At 55.2% G+C, this 15,721-nt stretch carries 17 protein-coding genes and 1 pseudogene; 2 read left to right on the top strand and 16 right to left on the bottom strand.

Annotated elements, in window-relative coordinates:
* Window positions 1-33: 33 nt before the first annotated feature.
* From AYR47_RS31440 to AYR47_RS31365, 16 genes and pseudogenes are all read right to left on the bottom strand, one after another.
* A complete protein-coding gene (locus AYR47_RS31440; protein ID WP_061449366.1) occupies window positions 34-1,161 on the bottom strand; it encodes an HNH endonuclease in 1,128 nt (375 codons plus the stop codon).
* 31 nt (window positions 1,162-1,192) lie between these two features.
* Window positions 1,193-2,332, bottom strand: a complete 1,140-nt coding sequence (locus AYR47_RS31435) for a PDDEXK-like family protein (RefSeq protein ID WP_061449365.1) — start codon at window positions 2,330-2,332, stop codon at window positions 1,193-1,195.
* A 214-nt stretch (window positions 2,333-2,546) separates the two neighbouring features.
* A complete protein-coding gene (locus AYR47_RS31430) occupies window positions 2,547-3,017 on the bottom strand; it encodes a single-stranded DNA-binding protein (protein WP_061449364.1) in 471 nt (156 codons plus the stop codon).
* A gap of 15 nt (window positions 3,018-3,032) precedes the next feature.
* The gene (locus AYR47_RS31425) at window positions 3,033-3,572 is read right to left on the bottom strand and encodes a DUF3158 family protein (RefSeq protein ID WP_061449363.1); all 540 of its coding nucleotides are present in this window, start codon (window positions 3,570-3,572) and stop codon (window positions 3,033-3,035) included.
* A gap of 5 nt (window positions 3,573-3,577) precedes the next feature.
* Window positions 3,578-4,304, bottom strand: a pseudogene (locus AYR47_RS31420) (PFL_4669 family integrating conjugative element protein).
* Window positions 4,305-4,591: 287 nt separating this feature from the next.
* Window positions 4,592-5,926: an STY4528 family pathogenicity island replication protein gene (locus AYR47_RS31415; RefSeq protein ID WP_061449362.1), complete on the bottom strand. Its 1,335-nt coding sequence runs from the start codon at window positions 5,924-5,926 to the stop codon at window positions 4,592-4,594.
* Window positions 5,923-6,627, bottom strand: a complete 705-nt coding sequence (locus AYR47_RS31410; RefSeq protein WP_061449361.1) for a DUF2857 domain-containing protein — start codon at window positions 6,625-6,627, stop codon at window positions 5,923-5,925. The genes AYR47_RS31415 and AYR47_RS31410 overlap by 4 nt, the downstream gene beginning before the upstream one ends.
* A gap of 28 nt (window positions 6,628-6,655) precedes the next feature.
* Entirely contained in the window at window positions 6,656-8,380 is a 1,725-nt protein-coding gene (locus AYR47_RS31405) for a ParB family protein (protein ID WP_061449360.1), read from the bottom strand.
* Window positions 8,377-8,610: an Arc family DNA-binding protein gene (locus AYR47_RS31400; protein ID WP_061449506.1), complete on the bottom strand. Its 234-nt coding sequence runs from the start codon at window positions 8,608-8,610 to the stop codon at window positions 8,377-8,379. Before AYR47_RS31400 ends, AYR47_RS31405 begins: the two co-directional genes overlap by 4 nt.
* A gap of 2 nt (window positions 8,611-8,612) precedes the next feature.
* Window positions 8,613-8,849, bottom strand: a complete 237-nt coding sequence (locus tag AYR47_RS31395) for a type II toxin-antitoxin system HicA family toxin (protein WP_061449359.1) — start codon at window positions 8,847-8,849, stop codon at window positions 8,613-8,615.
* Window positions 8,846-9,202 carry a hypothetical protein gene (locus AYR47_RS31390; protein WP_061449358.1) on the bottom strand — a complete coding sequence of 119 codons (357 nt, stop codon included), beginning with the start codon at window positions 9,200-9,202 and terminating at the stop codon, window positions 8,846-8,848. Before AYR47_RS31390 ends, AYR47_RS31395 begins: the two co-directional genes overlap by 4 nt.
* On the bottom strand, window positions 9,199-10,548 hold the full coding sequence (gene dnaB / locus AYR47_RS31385; RefSeq protein ID WP_061449357.1) for a replicative DNA helicase: 1,350 nt from the start codon (window positions 10,546-10,548) through the stop codon (window positions 9,199-9,201). Before dnaB ends, AYR47_RS31390 begins: the two co-directional genes overlap by 4 nt.
* On the bottom strand, window positions 10,545-11,240 hold the full coding sequence (locus AYR47_RS31380; protein ID WP_061449356.1) for a DUF2786 domain-containing protein: 696 nt from the start codon (window positions 11,238-11,240) through the stop codon (window positions 10,545-10,547). Before AYR47_RS31380 ends, dnaB begins: the two co-directional genes overlap by 4 nt.
* Window positions 11,237-11,977 carry a hypothetical protein gene (locus tag AYR47_RS31375; protein ID WP_061449355.1) on the bottom strand — a complete coding sequence of 247 codons (741 nt, stop codon included), beginning with the start codon at window positions 11,975-11,977 and terminating at the stop codon, window positions 11,237-11,239. The genes AYR47_RS31380 and AYR47_RS31375 overlap by 4 nt, the downstream gene beginning before the upstream one ends.
* A 1-nt stretch (window position 11,978) precedes the next feature.
* Window positions 11,979-12,839, bottom strand: coding sequence for a ParA family protein (locus tag AYR47_RS31370; RefSeq protein ID WP_061449354.1), 861 nt, complete (start codon window positions 12,837-12,839; stop codon window positions 11,979-11,981).
* 281 nt (window positions 12,840-13,120) lie between these two features.
* Complete coding sequence (locus AYR47_RS31365; RefSeq protein WP_033902228.1) at window positions 13,121-13,729, bottom strand: helix-turn-helix transcriptional regulator; 609 nt, start codon at window positions 13,727-13,729, stop codon at window positions 13,121-13,123.
* Window positions 13,730-13,893: 164 nt separating this feature from the next.
* On the opposite strand from AYR47_RS31365, the gene AYR47_RS31360 reads away from it, so the two are divergent.
* A complete protein-coding gene (locus tag AYR47_RS31360; protein WP_033902227.1) occupies window positions 13,894-14,124 on the top strand; it encodes a hexameric tyrosine-coordinated heme protein in 231 nt (76 codons plus the stop codon).
* A gap of 211 nt (window positions 14,125-14,335) precedes the next feature.
* On the top strand, window positions 14,336-15,622 hold the full coding sequence (locus AYR47_RS31355; protein WP_033902226.1) for an OmpP1/FadL family transporter: 1,287 nt from the start codon (window positions 14,336-14,338) through the stop codon (window positions 15,620-15,622).
* The last annotated feature ends 99 nt before the right edge of the window (window positions 15,623-15,721 follow it).

Below are 15,721 nucleotides of genomic sequence, written 5' to 3'. Positions count from 1 at the left end.
GTTTTGAACCTCCCAGGCAGTCGCATTCCATCCTCAATCGCACCAACCGCACTGGCTCCAGTGCCAATCCAAGGCGTCTGAGCTCACTCGGTGAGCGTGGTGTTCGGGTTGGCGAAGCAGAGATCCATTTAGTTTGTCGTAGTCGGTGCCCTCCAGCTTTGGCGACACCCGTACGAGCATCGTGTCGGACTCAATGGCGATCAGCCCCAGGTCGAACAAGGTGTGAATGTCCGTCCGTAATAGCAACCCGTTTGATACAACATTGGTGTGATCGCCCTTGTAAGGGTGGATATGCGCGGCTTCGAGTACAGCGGTCAGATTGCAGCCTGTGATAGCACAAGCTTCACCATAGGCTTGCAATAGCGCTTTGCGGAAAGCGGGCTGCCCTCGACGACGGATGATGTCGGCGGTCACGCGCTTTCTGGCATCAGCGACGTCTGTGGGGTCAAAGATGTCCGCTTGCTCTGCAGCAGTCTGGGCGACAGCAAGTGCTTCTTCAACAGGATTCGTAACCTGGCGAACAGACACACCAAATCGGCTCCCCGATAATGCGTCAGGGTAAATTTCCCAAATGCCATGCTTGGCAGGATCATAAAGTTCAAAGGTGCCCTTACCGACTTTGAACAGTCTGTCGTAGCGGTTGCCCTGATCAGTCCGTCGGGGCTTTTCGTTTGGTGAGTAGCCCGTGCGGGCGCGGGAGTTAACAGACATCATGTAGAGGTCGGCCAAATTTTTGGAGTTGTACGTCGGGTTTCGGGCGAGAATCCAAGCTTCGACCTGTTTTCGACTGGCGCTGCCTCCAAGCTGTTCCACAGCTGCAAGGGCTTTCTCCCAGTTGCTACTGTCTTCCAGGCCTTCAGGCCATTTGTCATCCTCGGGAGTCTTGCCCTGAATGAACTGGATCAGCGTCGCCTTCATCGCGGTACCCACATTCACGGCAGGTTTCAGGCCGGGTATCCATGGCAAACCCAGCTCATCGAACACTGCAGAGATGTTTTGCATTCTGTATTCGAAGGCTTTCGGTGTGCGCTCAAATCGAGAGGCCAGTTCCTTGTAGACCTGTTTTTTCGAGTAGCCAACACCGGCCTCGTGCTTCTCTGCCATTTGTCGGTAGGCCTCAACAGATGCGAGAAGCTCTTCGTTGCTCCAGCCCTTTGCCATATGTGGTCTTCCTGGAATGTTATTTCTGTGGTCAGGCAAATTTCTGGTGAGCACGCTGCCAGAGTTCGTGGGCGTCATCAATCAAGCTGATGGCAATCGATTCCCTCATTTCCGGATCTCGAAGGAGTGCCAAGTCTTCATTGGAGGGGGCATGGAGGTTCACATCAATTTTTGAGTATCTCCAGTACAGAGTGCTCGTATTACGATTGCGGGGTGCGATATCCCGGCATAGATCAAATAGGCGTTCGCGGTCTACGGGATACTGCCCACCATCACAGCAATAACCGACGTAAAGCCGGTGGTTGACCTCGATGTACACGCCACCCTGCATAAAGTTGAAGGGGAAGATGAGCCCGATGTATTTATTGTTTTTTGCCTTTTTATAAAAGTCAGAAACTGCTTCCTTCGTGGCTGAGACAACAGGGTTGCCGAGGTGCGGATACTGGCGCGTTTGGTAAGCCGTCATGCGCTCCCAAATATCAAATTGAAGGTCGGCCAAAACAGATTGGAATGCATGATTGATGTCAGCGATTACGAAGATGTTTTCGCCCTGCAAAATCTGCTCTTTCAGCTTGCTCATGTAAATCTCGCTCTGGTCGCTGGATGTAAGCTTTTGGAGTAGTTCGATGTACTGGAAAATGCTTTCCCGCACGCCGGGCTCTCGGGCAACCAGTGGGATACAGTCCTTCAGCCAAGAAATGATCTCGGCTTCGTAGCTGAGAAGAATTACAGGCAGCGACTTTTTGCTCTGTTCACTGGGCTCGGCACCATCGAGGGTGAGATATGAGGTCCAAATATCGCGGTAGCCTTCCCCCAGCATTTGCTGATGGTAGTCCCACAACTGCTCGTCACGGTCGCGGGCGTAGACCTTGTTCTCGATGATAACTGCTTGATTGGATTGGTTGCGAACGAGGATGTCGATGTTCTTGTACTCGACCTCGACATTCGCACTCTTTGAATCGAAGTTCTGGATTCCCACTCGTTTCAACAGGAGATTCAGCAGAGCTGTTCCCTGATTGTGGCTAGCTTTTGGGTCGAGCAAGAATGCCAGGAAACGCGAGTGAAGCCGAACCTCGTCACTTGAACTGCGCAGTACTGAAAAGAGGTTGAAGCCTGGCGGCCGCTGATGTCTTGCGCGCAGCAGTGCCGAGATTTGTAGAAAGTCGTCCATGAACGAAAGTCCTGATTTAGGCCGAGTGACGGCGTGTAGTATCAGGCAAATCGTACGCAGCGTACTGGCTTTTTAATATTGAGGACCAGGCATCGGGGGGAGGTAATTACTCAGGAATCGTAGCTCCGAGTTTCATCGGTTAGCGAACAAGGTTGAGGAGCCGATGAGTCAGCTCCCCTAACACCAGCAGCGTCACGAATGGGCCGGAAAAATTTCACCCCCTATCAAACAGCTCATCAGGGTCCGGATAATCATCAGATCCAGAGGTCGGTTGCGGTGCTGGCTGAGGCCCGTTGGACTGCAGCGAGGTTTGAGTCTGCGACGGCGCGAGGTTCACCATCGTGACCCGATGCGGCAACATACCAATTCGATTGGCTTGGATTTTTAACGCTTGAAACTCTCCGTCATCGTTTTTCCAGCGATCCATCACCGCACGACCAGAAATCATCACACGCATGCCTTTCTGAAAAAGCTGGGCATAGTGCTCAGCGTCCTTGTGCCACCACTCCACGCTTGCCCAAAACCCGCCCCTGTCTTCATATCCCCCCTTGCCATCTGGAATAGAGTTATCGAAGTAAGCGTTGATTCGCAAGAGTCGGCGCGGGTCTTTGTTGCCGTTGGGGAATTCCTTGAACTCCGGTGTGGAGCCGATATTGCCTTCCCAGCCTTGTACGGGGGTACCCATGAGTATTCTCCGAGGTTAGATGTGTTGGGGTGGATTGCTGAGCTGCTGCAACCGAGCGTCGTATACAGCCTCTGCCTGGCCCATTTTTTTTACACACTCAGCGGCCTGCTTGCCGATTGAGTGCACCAGGCTCATCTGCATATTGAGCGTGATGCGTTGAAGCTCTATGGCGTAAAGATCTTGCAGCAATGATTCCGGTGTTTTTGGAGCAGCCATCATTTCAGCCCAGACCCCCACGCCCATCCGACGATCAGTTACCTGCTGCCATCTCAGAAACTGGGTGCCGGCCTGGGTGTTCTGTTCGGTCAGTCGGACTGCCACCAGCGTGAATGGATACCGCCGAGCTTGGTTCAGCACTTCCTGGGCAAGCGCTTTCAACTCTAACTCTTGGGCTCGACATAGATCGGCAAACTGGGCCAGCTCCCCCTTACCTTTAAAAGGCTTTAAAAGGCCCTTTAGTGAGGCAGCCTGTTGCAGGCGCTGGAAGGCCTCCTGTTGCAGTGGCTGGAAGGCGGTCTGTTGCAGCGATCCATGGTTGGGCGTGGGCTGGGCCATATTGATCAGCCCTCAGTGATGTCATCAAAATCATCTTCCATCTCGTTCGCCTGCTGGCCGCGAATGATCGGTGGAGCGAAGTTCGAGCGGCGGGTGCCTTCAAGGATGTCCTGCGGCAGTTCTCCGTATCGCTCGTACATTTTCCGGGCGGCTTCAGCTTTGGCGTTGTTGGCGGCGAAGTCGTCGCGTGCGGCACCGGAGTACTTGTAGAGCTGGGCCAGGCCCGAAGAGTTTGCGCATCAGCGCTGCGCCTTCATCAATCCAGCCTTCCATATCGCGCCGGCCTACCAGCCCGACATGGTGGCCGAGCAGGATGCGCCTGACGATCTCGTCATAATCGGCTAGCAGTGAGGCGGCCTTGAAGCCGATGGGGTTGGCAATGTAGAGCGGTAAGCTGACTGGCTGAATGGAGAGGTTCTCGCTGATGCTGATGGCCGGGGGGAGGGTGGCCATAACGGAGTTCAGGCGTTCTTTGATCTCGCTCAGCGCAACACTCGAACCTTCGACCTTCTCTTCCAACTGGAGCAGCCACCAGTCCGAGTACGGGTCATCCTGTGACGCCCCGCGAGAAATGATTTTAATGAGATTGCAAAAACCGGTTAACCCGATGATGCCGGGCTTCAGCTCGTTTTTTGGGCGCCCTACCCAGATTCGGGCTGCGTGGTGGGTATGAAGCGTCAGGTTCACGTCACTGCGCAGTGAACCGATGTTGAAACGCAGACTGTCAGCCATGGTGCGGTTGATCCTTGGAAAGACGGGAATGTGCTCATGCTGCAACCGGGCTGGTGGGGGAGCAGCAAGAAATAGGTTTTACGACGGAAGGGGATTTGTTGCTGTTCGGTTGAGGGCCTGGCTGGGTGTTGTGGGCCACAACACCTGCGTTGCTGCCAACCCTGCTGCCGGATCCTGGCTGGGTGTTGTGGGCCACAACACCTGTGTTGCTACCAACTCAGGTGCCGGATCCTGGCCGAGTGATGTGGCGCACATCACTTGGCCAGGATTCCGTAGCGGCTCCCTGATCAAGTCCGACGGTCAGGCGAATTCCGCTGGACAGCTCTCAAAAGCAGCATCATTTCACTGAGTTGCTGATTCGCTGTCTTCATCGATTCCGCGCTGGGGGGCATATTTACGATGTTAGGTTGATGACCTGCCTCTGGAGCAGGCGTGCTCTGACCGGTAGCCGTATCTGCTTGGCCTGCAAGACCGTTATTCGTCGCAGGCATCTCGCCAGGTACCCACTGGCTGTTGAAGTCACCGCGTACTGCCTTGGTGACTAGGGTCATCAGGTAGCCAAGCGGGTTGCGAACATCACCCAAGTTGCATCGGTGTGCCCATTGCTCAACGAGCGCCGGTCTCAAGTTCTCTGGGACTTTTTGCAGTGCCTGCGATGCCGTGTGTTTTTGATCTGGCGGCAGACGGTGCATCGCCGCGAGAAAGTCTCCAGCGGTTTCCTGCGAGTCAGGGGGTACATGTACAAGCTTTTTACAAACATCTTTGTTTGTATTTGTATACGTACTATATGAGTTCGGATTCCGAACTGAGTGCGTACTCCGCGATTTTCCACTGAGTTCGGATTCCGAACTGGGCGCGGGAATGGTTTCTGTGAGGCTTTTTTCACTGAGTTCGGAATCCGAACTCAGTGATAGCGGGGAGTTGTTTTGCTGAGTTCGGATTCCGAACTCAGGTGCTTCGGGAGATGCTGAAGCCAGATCGCTTGCCCAAGGCTGCTCGTTGATATGAGATTCGATGATGTCTAGACGAGTTGGCAAACGCTGACCAACATCGGAGTCTGCCGCGAACTCCCTCAATGCAATCTGGGCGACTTCTCGAATCACCTTGGTCTGATGGTTAACGGACTGGGTGAGTAGCTGTAGGTAATCCTTGTCGAGCTCTATGGCTTCAGCTGGCGTTATCGGCTCGTCATGCAGTAGATAAACGTTGCCCTGGATCTGGCCGCTGAGGTCATTGCGTAAACGTCTGCCCAGGCTGAGCCAACGTGTCAGGCGGAGCAGAACCAATGCTTTGGAGATGGTTTCCCGCGAGGCCTGCTTTCCGGGGTGCATACCTAGGTAGGGCCGCAGTTGGTCATAGGTGGGAAATGCTGTCAGGCCATCGTCATTGATCAACAGACGAAACACCTGCCAGGTATTTCTCTCTAGGGGGCTGAGCCGATTGTCCAGCAATAGCCGGCGGGGCACCGTCTCATGAGGATTTCCGCTAAAGATAATGCCTGAGTAGGAGGAGGCGCCTTGGGCTCCGGGAGCCGCCTCATCTTTTTTCTTCAGTAAGTGAGCCTCAAGGTGACCCTTGGCCGAGTCCAAAATCGACGACAATGGAAGTCGGGAAACCTTCATAGCTCGGCATCACCTTCTGCCGATGTTTTGAGCCGTCCACGTTGGTGTGGAGTCTTGAGCATTCGCAGTTTACGGGGATTCCAGATGCCACCGTTGGGAGGAGGATAGAGGCCCTCCCTGATCCAGTTTTGAATACGGTTCCAGATGACGGCCAGGCTGAGGCTGTCGTGACCATCATCCTCTGCACCATTTTTCTGAGGTGCATTCAGCTCTTCAGCCACCAACATAGCGACATTGAGTAGGGCTGAGGTGTCCTTTAAGTCGACGTGATGTTCCTTCATCAGGTCAGTCCAGCGATACCAAAGCTGCGTATCCATCTCCTCGCTGAATTCGCGCCAACGGCCACGACGTGCGGTAATGCCCATCATCAGACGTTGAAGAGCAACATCTTGCGGGGATAGGCCGAAAAACTGTTGCAGCATCTGCGTGGTCGCGCCAAGACGCAGGGCGCGCTCAAGCATACGAACCTCTTCATCTGAACGTTGGGCTCCGTTGAGAAGCTTTTTCACCATATCTCCATCAATGGTCACCGTGCACCAGGAAACAGGGGTGTTGAGCAGTAAACTCAATACCGACGGCTGCTGGAGTTGGGCGAGTAGTTCGGGTTCCAGGCCCATTTCTATGCAGCGTCGTAGCTGACCATTGCGCATGTTGTGGAGCACTTGAGACAGGATGGCCTCATTAATCGGCGTCTTGGACATTACGACTTCCTCTGGTGAACGCTTCTCATCAATTGTCGATCTTGTACGCAGGGTCTTGGAGAGCCGTGATTTCAAGATCAATCAGGCGCCTTGACAGGCGAATAACACGAAATAGCTTCACAAGTGCTTCATCGCTCAGGCGGCCTGAATGGCTAGGGGGCTGATCTTTGGCGAGTGGTTGCCCCAACAGGAGCTGACCAAGGCCAGCGGCGAATTCGAAGTCGGCGAGAGCGCCGATCTGCAGTTCGGGCTGTTGGGTGATTGCAGTCAGCGCGATCGCAACCGATCCGCTCAATGAATGCAGCAACGTCACGGTGTGTTGAGCGGTAACCGACATTTCTGCTTCATCATCGGCGTGGCTGTAGGCGAATCCAATCCCTCCTTTAACGGCGTGGGCCTCGCCGGGGGCATTCACAGAGTTGAGAATCTCCCTGGCCAACTGCGCAATGTGGATGCGGAGCAGTTCGGGTGTATCGATCTCACGCTCGATATACCAAAGATCAGAAATGGGGTGCAGGCCACCGGCTTGCACAGGAATCGCCACGAGCGCGTTGGTGTTGAAGTCGGGAAGCTCTTCGCCGTCAATTGCTGCCAGACGCTGTTTTATTTGCACCACTTTGGCCGTTGTCGACACTGGGGTGACAACATGACCTTCGAGCCGTAATTGCACTTCCTCGGCACTCATCTGCGAGGTGGGTAATGGCAATAGTGCAGGGGGAGCGTGTATTGGTTGTTCGCTGTGATTCTGCGTTTCTGGCTCCAGCGAGTTAACTCGATCGTCTGAGGAGTGCTGTTTTTTTGCCTGCTTGCTGGCCGTGCTATCAAGCGTTGGTGCTGGGGTTTCAATGACCGGCGTTGCACGACGCAGTTGATCCTGATTCTGCGTGATATCGAAAAGGATTTTCTCGTAACCAAGATCGAGGGGCGTTTTAAGCTGATGGATCAGCTCATCCTGGAAACGTGGGAATAAGAACTCCTCCGCATCACCCTCGAACTGTGTCAGGACATCCTGGAAAACTCTTTCGAAACTCAAACTTTTGTCGTTGTCCTGGGTGTTTCGTTCCCAGCACAAAAGGGCGGATTTTCTTAGCGCCAACAGTTTTATGATTCGATCTGTTCCCAACCCCGAATACAGTAGTCCAGGAACCGAGGGGAGAAGATGCCGGATGGTCTCTTGCATGCGGCTCAAATGAGATGCAGAAACGGGATAGCCGTCAGCAGCCAGACGACGTGAAAGCTCCCGCAGGGAAATACTCTCTTGTGATTCTGCCTCATACAACGTCTTGGCTCTTTCGACCCCCATGGCACGCTCAATGAACAGCAGCTCTCCCTGTAGGTCGTTTTCTGCCAGGTGCCCGGTGAGAGAAATGATTTCCCCCCGATCCGCGTCCCATGGCCGGAAAAGGCAGTGAAACTTGAAGAACCGCTCTTCTCCCGTTTCCTGGTACAGCTCGTTGAGAATCGCTAGCCGCGTGTTCCCCCCATTCCGAATACGAAATTTCTCCTCGCCAGGTTTTCGAGTAACCGGAGGAGGGGCGTCAAGGCCGCGCTGACGAATCGAGTCTTTTATCTCGTCATATTTGGGGTTGCGTGTGGTTCGCGGGTTTTCGTCATAGGGCAGAGTTTCATCCAGCGTGAGCACCATTGGCGTGTCGACGAGTGGGTCGCTCATGCGCGCGACTACCGGGGCCTTGGATTCAAACGCCGGCTGCATGATCTTTTCCTTCATGGACTGTATCAGGGACTCTTTCATGTCCCGTCTCCAGAACGCTCTGCACCTGTGATTGCCAATAGCTGATCAATGGTGCGTAGCGCACGGTCCAGATCTGCTTCCAGTTTGGTTGTGGCTTGCAGGCGATGAACAAATTCAGAGTTCATGGACCGCACGTTCTCGCTCGCCCTTGCTGCGATCTGATCGCGCATGCCCGCCGGAAGGCGAACAACGAATTTTTCGTCACGTTTACGGGGTTGTGGGTTCGACATCATTATTCCTCCTGGATGCTTTGGGGCATGGCGCGTTCAGCACGACGAAGGCGTGCTTTGGCGTTAAGTCCAGCGCGATAGTCGCTGGAAGTTGATGAGGTGTAGATCGACCCAAGCCCAGGCTTGGTAAACCGGATGTGGCCGCCTCGTGTGCGTGACACCGTCCAGCCGTTAGCCTCAGCAAAAACGACCAACTGACGAAGGTTTTCGCCCCCGCCACGTAATTGGCTGGCGATCATGGTTCCGACCCCTCTTTAGCCAAGGCGTGGCCTGTCTGGATCGCGACAATCTGCGTCTGATCGCCAGGAAACTTGGTCCCGAGTTCATACAGAAATTGACGTGCGGCTTCACGGGCTCCAGGGACTCGGAACACCACGCTGTAGTGCTGCGTCAGGGACGGATGGGTCAGGTGAAGTGGCGCATCGATCAACTCTTCAACGTCGCAACTGCCGCAGTAGGGGCAAACCAGCACCTCAACCTCCTCCTCATAAGGCGTTGGGTGAGGTATGCAGTGTCGAACCTGCTGGTGGGTGTGGTGAGTCTTGCAGCAGAGGCACCAATGGGTGATACCTGGCAGCGTTAAAGCATTCATACAGCGGCTCCTTGCCAGGCGCTGTTGGCGTTTAGATTCGCAAAACGGGTTTGGTGGGGGATGAACGCTGTTCTGACGGTACCGGTGGGCCCATTGCGGGCTTTGCCGATGATGATTTCAGCAACGCCTTTATGCTCGGTCTCGGGGTGGTAGCACTCATCTCGATAGATGAACATGATCAGGTCGGCGTCCTGTTCTATGGAGCCGCCGTCACGTAAGTCCGCGTTGATCGGGCGTTTGTTCGGGCGGCGTTCCAGTTCACGGTTGAGTTGGGAGAGGGCCATCACCGGGCAGTTCATCTCCTTGGCCAAGGCCTTCAGCGCGCGGGAGATGGCGCCAATTTCATTGGCTCTATTTTCCTGACCAGGGCAGTTCATCATTTGCAGGTAATCGACCAGAATGAGAGAAGGGTGGCCGAAGCGTCTCGCTGCTCTGCGTGATTTGGCTCGTAGGGCAGCAGGCGTCATGCCTGAGGCGTCATCAATGACCAGTCGCTCGCCATAGCTGTTTATGCGCGCTACCGCAGAGGTCAACTTTGGCCAATCGTCATCGTCGAGCTTTCCCTTCAGGAGCTTTCCAAGATCAAGATGGCCAAGGATGGCCACCAGCCGATAAATGAGTGCCTTTGCAGGCATCTCCAGGCTGTAAATCTGAACCGTGTGTTTTGGCTTCGCTTGCAGAGCCGCGTCCACGCAGTTCAAGGCCAAAGCGGTTTTCCCCATCGACGGTCGTGCGCCGAGAATGATCAGGTCCGCGTCCTGGAACCCTGAAGTTTTCGCATCCAGATCATCGAAGCCCGAAGGCACACCGGTCACCGTCACGTTGCCGTTGAAGTGTTCGTCGATTTGTTCCACGACGTTTATCAGGCACTGGTGGATGTTTATGAATTCCGATGCGGCTTTGTCTCCGCCGAGAGCGAACAGCTGTTGTTCAATGGACTCCTGAACATCGGCGGCATTGGCTTGAGGATCTGTCGCTTGGCGGGAGCATTGGTAGCCGAGCGACATCAACTGCCTAAGGCGGGAGCGATTACGCACGATGGATGCGTAATGCTCTATGTTGGCGACCGAGGGTGTGTTTTTAGCCAACTCGCCCAGGTAGCCGAGGCCGCCAGCCTCCTCGGGCACTTCAAGAGCATCGAGCACTGTCACGACGTCGAATGGAATGGCCTGGCTGGCAAGCGTCGCAATCGTCTGGAAGATCAATCGGTGCTCATGCCGGAAGAAATCCACAGAGTCCAGTCTGTCCGCCAGCAGGTCCCAGGTGTTGTTGTCCAGCAGCAACCCGCCCAAAACACCTTGCTCTGCTTCTATAGAGTAGGGAGGTGACAAGTCGAGGTGGTTCATTCCACGTACTCCAGTTCGGCCTGACGTGTCTTGCCCACGCCTCGATGGAGTTGCACCTGCTGGCCCTGTCGCCATCCGGCTTCCAACGAGTTGGCGTCGTGTCCTTTGGCTTTTTGAGACTGGATCTCGGACGTCTTGAGTGTCGGGTGATGGTGTGCCAGGTAGGTGTTTATCGCCTGGTCGGCTTCATCGTCCATCGCGCCGGCAAACTTAGCGACTTTGTAGTTCACCGCGTTCAGCCATCCCTCAGTGAACAGCAAGCCCCGGCGGCGTTTGGTCTTTAGCAGGCAGCGCTTTTGCCGCGTGACGTGCTCTCGCCGTGCTGCCACCAGTTGATGGTGAAGCGCTGAGTAGGCATGGGCTGCAAGTTCTGGCGAAATGCCCTGGCCTAGGAACTTGAATGACCAGCCCTGCACCTGGCTGTGATACGCGAGGTGTTTGCAGTCAAACGCCTGCCCGCAGATCAGGGCAAGGTGGTGCAGCCAGTCTTGAGGTGCGCGACGGGTGCCGGTGGGTACGCTGACGTCCCCAATAGAGTGAGCTGCTATTTCGATGGCTTCGAGGTTGTACTGCTTCATCAGGGCTCGAGCCTGACGCAGCGCAGTTTGAGCCTCGTTCGGTGAGGCGCCGCTTGAGTTGGCCAAGGCGAAGCACTTGGCGACGCGGTCGAGGACTTTCTGCCGGTCCATCATTGATCAGCCTCCAGCATTTCTGTCGTGGACAGGGCTTGCGACCAAAGCTGGAGGGTTTCGATTTCGTAAGGGTCGTTTGAAACCTGGACATAAAATGTCTCAACCTGCCGCTGCAAGGCGAGGAAACGCTCCTGAGTAGTCGCCTCACTCTGTATTGCCAGGTGTTCTTGAATTTCGTATTTCAGGTCGGCACGTAATGCGGAAACCCTGGCTTCCCAAAAAAGCTTTTGGCGTTTCCGAGCAATGACTTTAGGTGTGTCGGTGACGTAATTCCGATATTTGAGTGAAAACTCAACTGGCGAATAAAATGACTGAAAGCATCCCGCTCGATTCAACACCAATGCCAGCCGAATGATTTCCAGCTTATGCCCAAGGGTGTCGCTGGGTAGCGGATAGGCATATTCAACAAGTTTCTTCGCCGCAGTATCACGGTCTTTCTGGCGTATTTTGGCTGCCACCTCAGAGCGCTGACGTTTCTCCTTCGCGTGTTCTATGTTGAGTCCGATGGACTCAATCAGTTTGGCCGCATCTCGAAGAAGCTGGCGTTGTTCAAAACTCAATTTTCCCGCGATCCGGCCGCGTAGCGTGATGCTATTGGAGAAACCATGGAGTTCCCGAGCGGTGGATGTGAGCTTGCTTTGCAGGCTGCGTAGGTCTTTGGCGTTGTGGTACGTACTCAGCTCAAGCACAACCTCGGCGGTGATGGTTTTTGCTTCGGTGATTGGAGTCTTCGCCATCTCAACGTGCCCCCTTCACAAGCGATATCACCGCTTCCTGAGTGACCAATTCGAAGCGTGCGCGCCATTCTGGGAAGACCTCGATCGCCAACCTTTTGATAACCGCCAAAGCTGAGGGAGATTCACGGTGGGCGGGTTGCCGGTATTCCAAGCGATGAGCGGGTTTGCCTAGGGACGCAGCGTTTCGAAACACCACAGCAGCCGGTACGGTGCTTTCCAGAACATTGATCGTGGAGCTGTCTTTGAAGACCTCCCTCACCGATTGCTCGATCATTTTTGCGTCGTTGGTCAGGTCGGTGCTGTTGAATACGATCTTCACGGGCGGGATCTTCATACCCAGCCGTTCGTAAGCGCGAAGGCCATCCAGCATCTGCAACGTCCCGCGGTTGAATTCCCGAGCAGCGAGCATGTTCGGTTCAAGGGGCGAGACCACCAGGTCCGACGCCAAGGCTGCCATCTCCACCAGGATCGACTTGGCCCCCTGAGTGTCGATCAACACCAGATCGAATTGATCCTGGAATGCTGGCATTAGGTGGTGGAGACGCAACCGTCCATCGGGCGCTTGTAGAAGTAGGTTGTTCAGTTGGTTGTTAACGTCATTCGAGAGGATCAACGACAGATTCGAGATCGTGGTGCTGGAAATGACACGAGCAGGATCAATGACGTTGGACGCGAGCATGTCGTAAATACCGCCCTCTGCCTCTTGGAGCAGGGGGTAATACGACGAGAGGGAGGGTTGAGTAGGGTCAAGGTCGATGAGCAGTGTTCGAAGCCCGGCGTCGGCGCAGAAAGCGCCAAGGTTCGCGCAGACGGTGGTCTTGCCCACGCCGCCTTTGGTATCTGCGATAGCAGTGGTTTTCATGGTCTGTAGCCTCTAATGTGGGTTCATTAGAGGCTGCGACGCCAGACAGAACGCGCGTTGTAGAGGCTTTTGCTGAAACTTCCGTAATCCAACGCCTCAATTGTCTTTTAACCAATTGGTCGTAGGTTCGAATCCCACACGACCCACCATTTTTGGCGGTTTAGAAAATCCGGAAGGCCCACGCAAGTGAGGATTTCCGGGTTTTTTTTTGCCTGTTCGAAACGTTAAAGGCCCCGGCTCGTAAAGAGTCCGGGGCCTTTTTTATTTCTCGGGAAATCCTGTCAGGCGCTGTGCTCAATAAAGTACTGACAAATCAGCCGATCCTCCCGCAAGCACTGTTCGCTCGCCGGCATCCCGGTGGCTTCGGAAAAGAACGCGGCCATCGCCCTGCACACACACTGTTCTTCACGCACCACGCTGCCCACTGGGCAGGTGAAGTTGCGCACCATCACACCACCTCCCTGGGGCACCGCCTCGGTACTCGCGCCCAAGGCGTCGGCGGCCGTCATGGCCGCACGCAAGCCGCTGTCAAAATCCACGGGGTTGGCTAGGCCAGCGCGTTGGGCCAACTGGCGGCCGGTTTGTTCCAGCACATCACCCAGCTCGTCGACGTTGTAGCGGTCCTTCAGGGTGGCCAGCAACTGCGTGAGCAGAATTTGATAAGCCGTTGAGGTGACGTCTTCGCTGCCCGGTGCGGCTTCGAAGATCACGGGAGGCTTGCCCACAGTGTTAGGCGGACGGATCTTGCTGCGGCGCACCAACCCCTCCGACTCCAGCTGTTTGAGCTGCACGATCACGGCATTGCGGGTCACGGCCAGAAGTTCGCAGAGCTGCACCACGGTCAGTGGCTCGCGCTGGAGAAGCTGCAGGATGTCACTTTTGGTACTCACGGGCGGTCAGGTTCGCTGGCGATTGGGAGGGGCGAGTATAGCGTTAACAAATCCAGTTCATGGAGAAAAAACAATAACGACAACAAATATTGTCAATATGGCTCGACAGTGATTAGAATCCTCTGCGCCATCGCACTGTGCGATCTAAAAAAAGGAAATGCCTGATGAGTCTGATACCCAACAATTCACTGGTCACCGCAACTCCCGAAGAGGGGCGCGAGCTGGCTATCAAAATGGCGCGGCTGGTGATCAAGGCTACCCAACCCGATGAAGCGGTACGCGGTCGCTTGCGCGATGTGTATGCCAATGACGCGGCAATGCTGATCAGCATTGGCCATGTGGTCGCGACGGAATTTGCGACGATTGCGGCGGCGAATAAATACTGGAACGTGTAGGGCGACCCGGCAGCCAGCGGTCTCTGTTGGCTGCCTGGAACTGCCTGGTCACAACCGGGGTTAAAGGTCAGAAAAAGAAACGATAAAACAACAAAAGTCTTTGATATACATAGGATTGTCCGACAATCCTCCGCATGAAAAACTCTTCATAAACCCCCCGCTCGAACGTTGGTAGCTTCCTCGTCGCTGCCCCACAATTCGAGTCCTAATAATGAATAACAAAACTCTTAAAGGCGCCTTGGCGCTCGCCGTTTCCCTTGCCTCAACCCCGCTGTTCGCCGGTGGTTTCGCGCTCAATGAACAAAGTATCAGTTCAATGGGCACGGGCTATGCCGGTCGCTCCTCATCGGCCGAAGACGCCAGTACCGTGTTCGGCAACCCCGCCGGCATGTCTCGCTTGAAGCAGAATGAAGTCAGTCTCGGTGCGACTTACCTCGATGCCAAAACCGATATCAAGAACGCCAGTTCCTCGCAGTTCGGTGCCGACAACCCAGGCACCAACAAGGGCGATATGGTGCCCGGTATTGCCGTGCCGATGGGCTACTTGGTCACGCCCATCGATGAGCACTGGGCGTTTGGCCTGGGCATCTATGCGCCGTTCGGCCTGGTGACTGACTATGAGCACAGCTTCCAGGGCAATGGCTTCGGCAACAAGAGCAAGGTTTCGGTCATCACCGTGCAGCCGACGGTCAGCTATGCCTTCAACGACAAGGTGTCGGTAGGCTTCGGCCCGACCTTCAACCGCATCAGTGGCGAGCTGGATTCCAATGTGCCGCTGGGTGGCGGAGCCGGCGAAAGCGTGAAGGTCAAAGGCGACGACAACGCCACCGGGTTCAACGCCGGTATCCTGGTGCAACCCCTCGAAAGTACGCGTATCGGCGTGACCTACCACTCGCAGGTGGTGTACCACCTCACCGGCAAGACCCACGCCTCCGGGTTGATTTCCGATGCCTTTGACGGTGGCCCGCAGCGTTATGACGCCAGTTTGAACGTGACCACGCCTTCCTCGGTGGATTTCTCGGTCACCCATCAACTGAATGACGACTGGACCCTCTACCTCGGCAGCACCTACACCCGTTGGAGCCAGTTGAAGAAGATCACCATCAACAACGACGGCGTGTCCGACCTTACCGCTCAATTCGGCGGCCTGGGCTCGATCACCGAACAACAGCACTGGCATGACACCTGGTCCCACGCCATCGGCGCGGCGTATCGGGTCAACAAACAACTGGTACTACGGACCGGTTTCTCGGTGGACCAGACGCCGACCAACAACACCGACCGTTCCGTGCGGATTCCTACGGGGGATCGCACTGTTTTCAGCCTGGGCGCCGGCTGGACGCCCGTCGACAACCTGACGTTCGATGTGGCGTATTCCTACCTCAAGGAGGAGCCGATCAAGGTCCATCAGAACCTTTCCCAGGTGGGGCTGACCTACGATGCCAAGTATGAAAACAGCGCCAATGGGTTCGGTGGATCGGTGACTTACCGGTTCTGACTTTCGCAAAACCGCAAGGAGCCAGCTTTTTGGCATGGCTCTTTGCTATCTACGTGCTGTCAATCGATCGAAGTCTTGGTTAAATTGAGCATTGTCCAG

It is taken from the genome of Pseudomonas azotoformans, assembly GCF_001579805.1.
Taxonomy (GTDB): domain Bacteria; phylum Pseudomonadota; class Gammaproteobacteria; order Pseudomonadales; family Pseudomonadaceae; genus Aquipseudomonas; species Aquipseudomonas azotoformans_A.
This window is presented reverse-complemented; position numbering and strand designations above follow the sequence as displayed.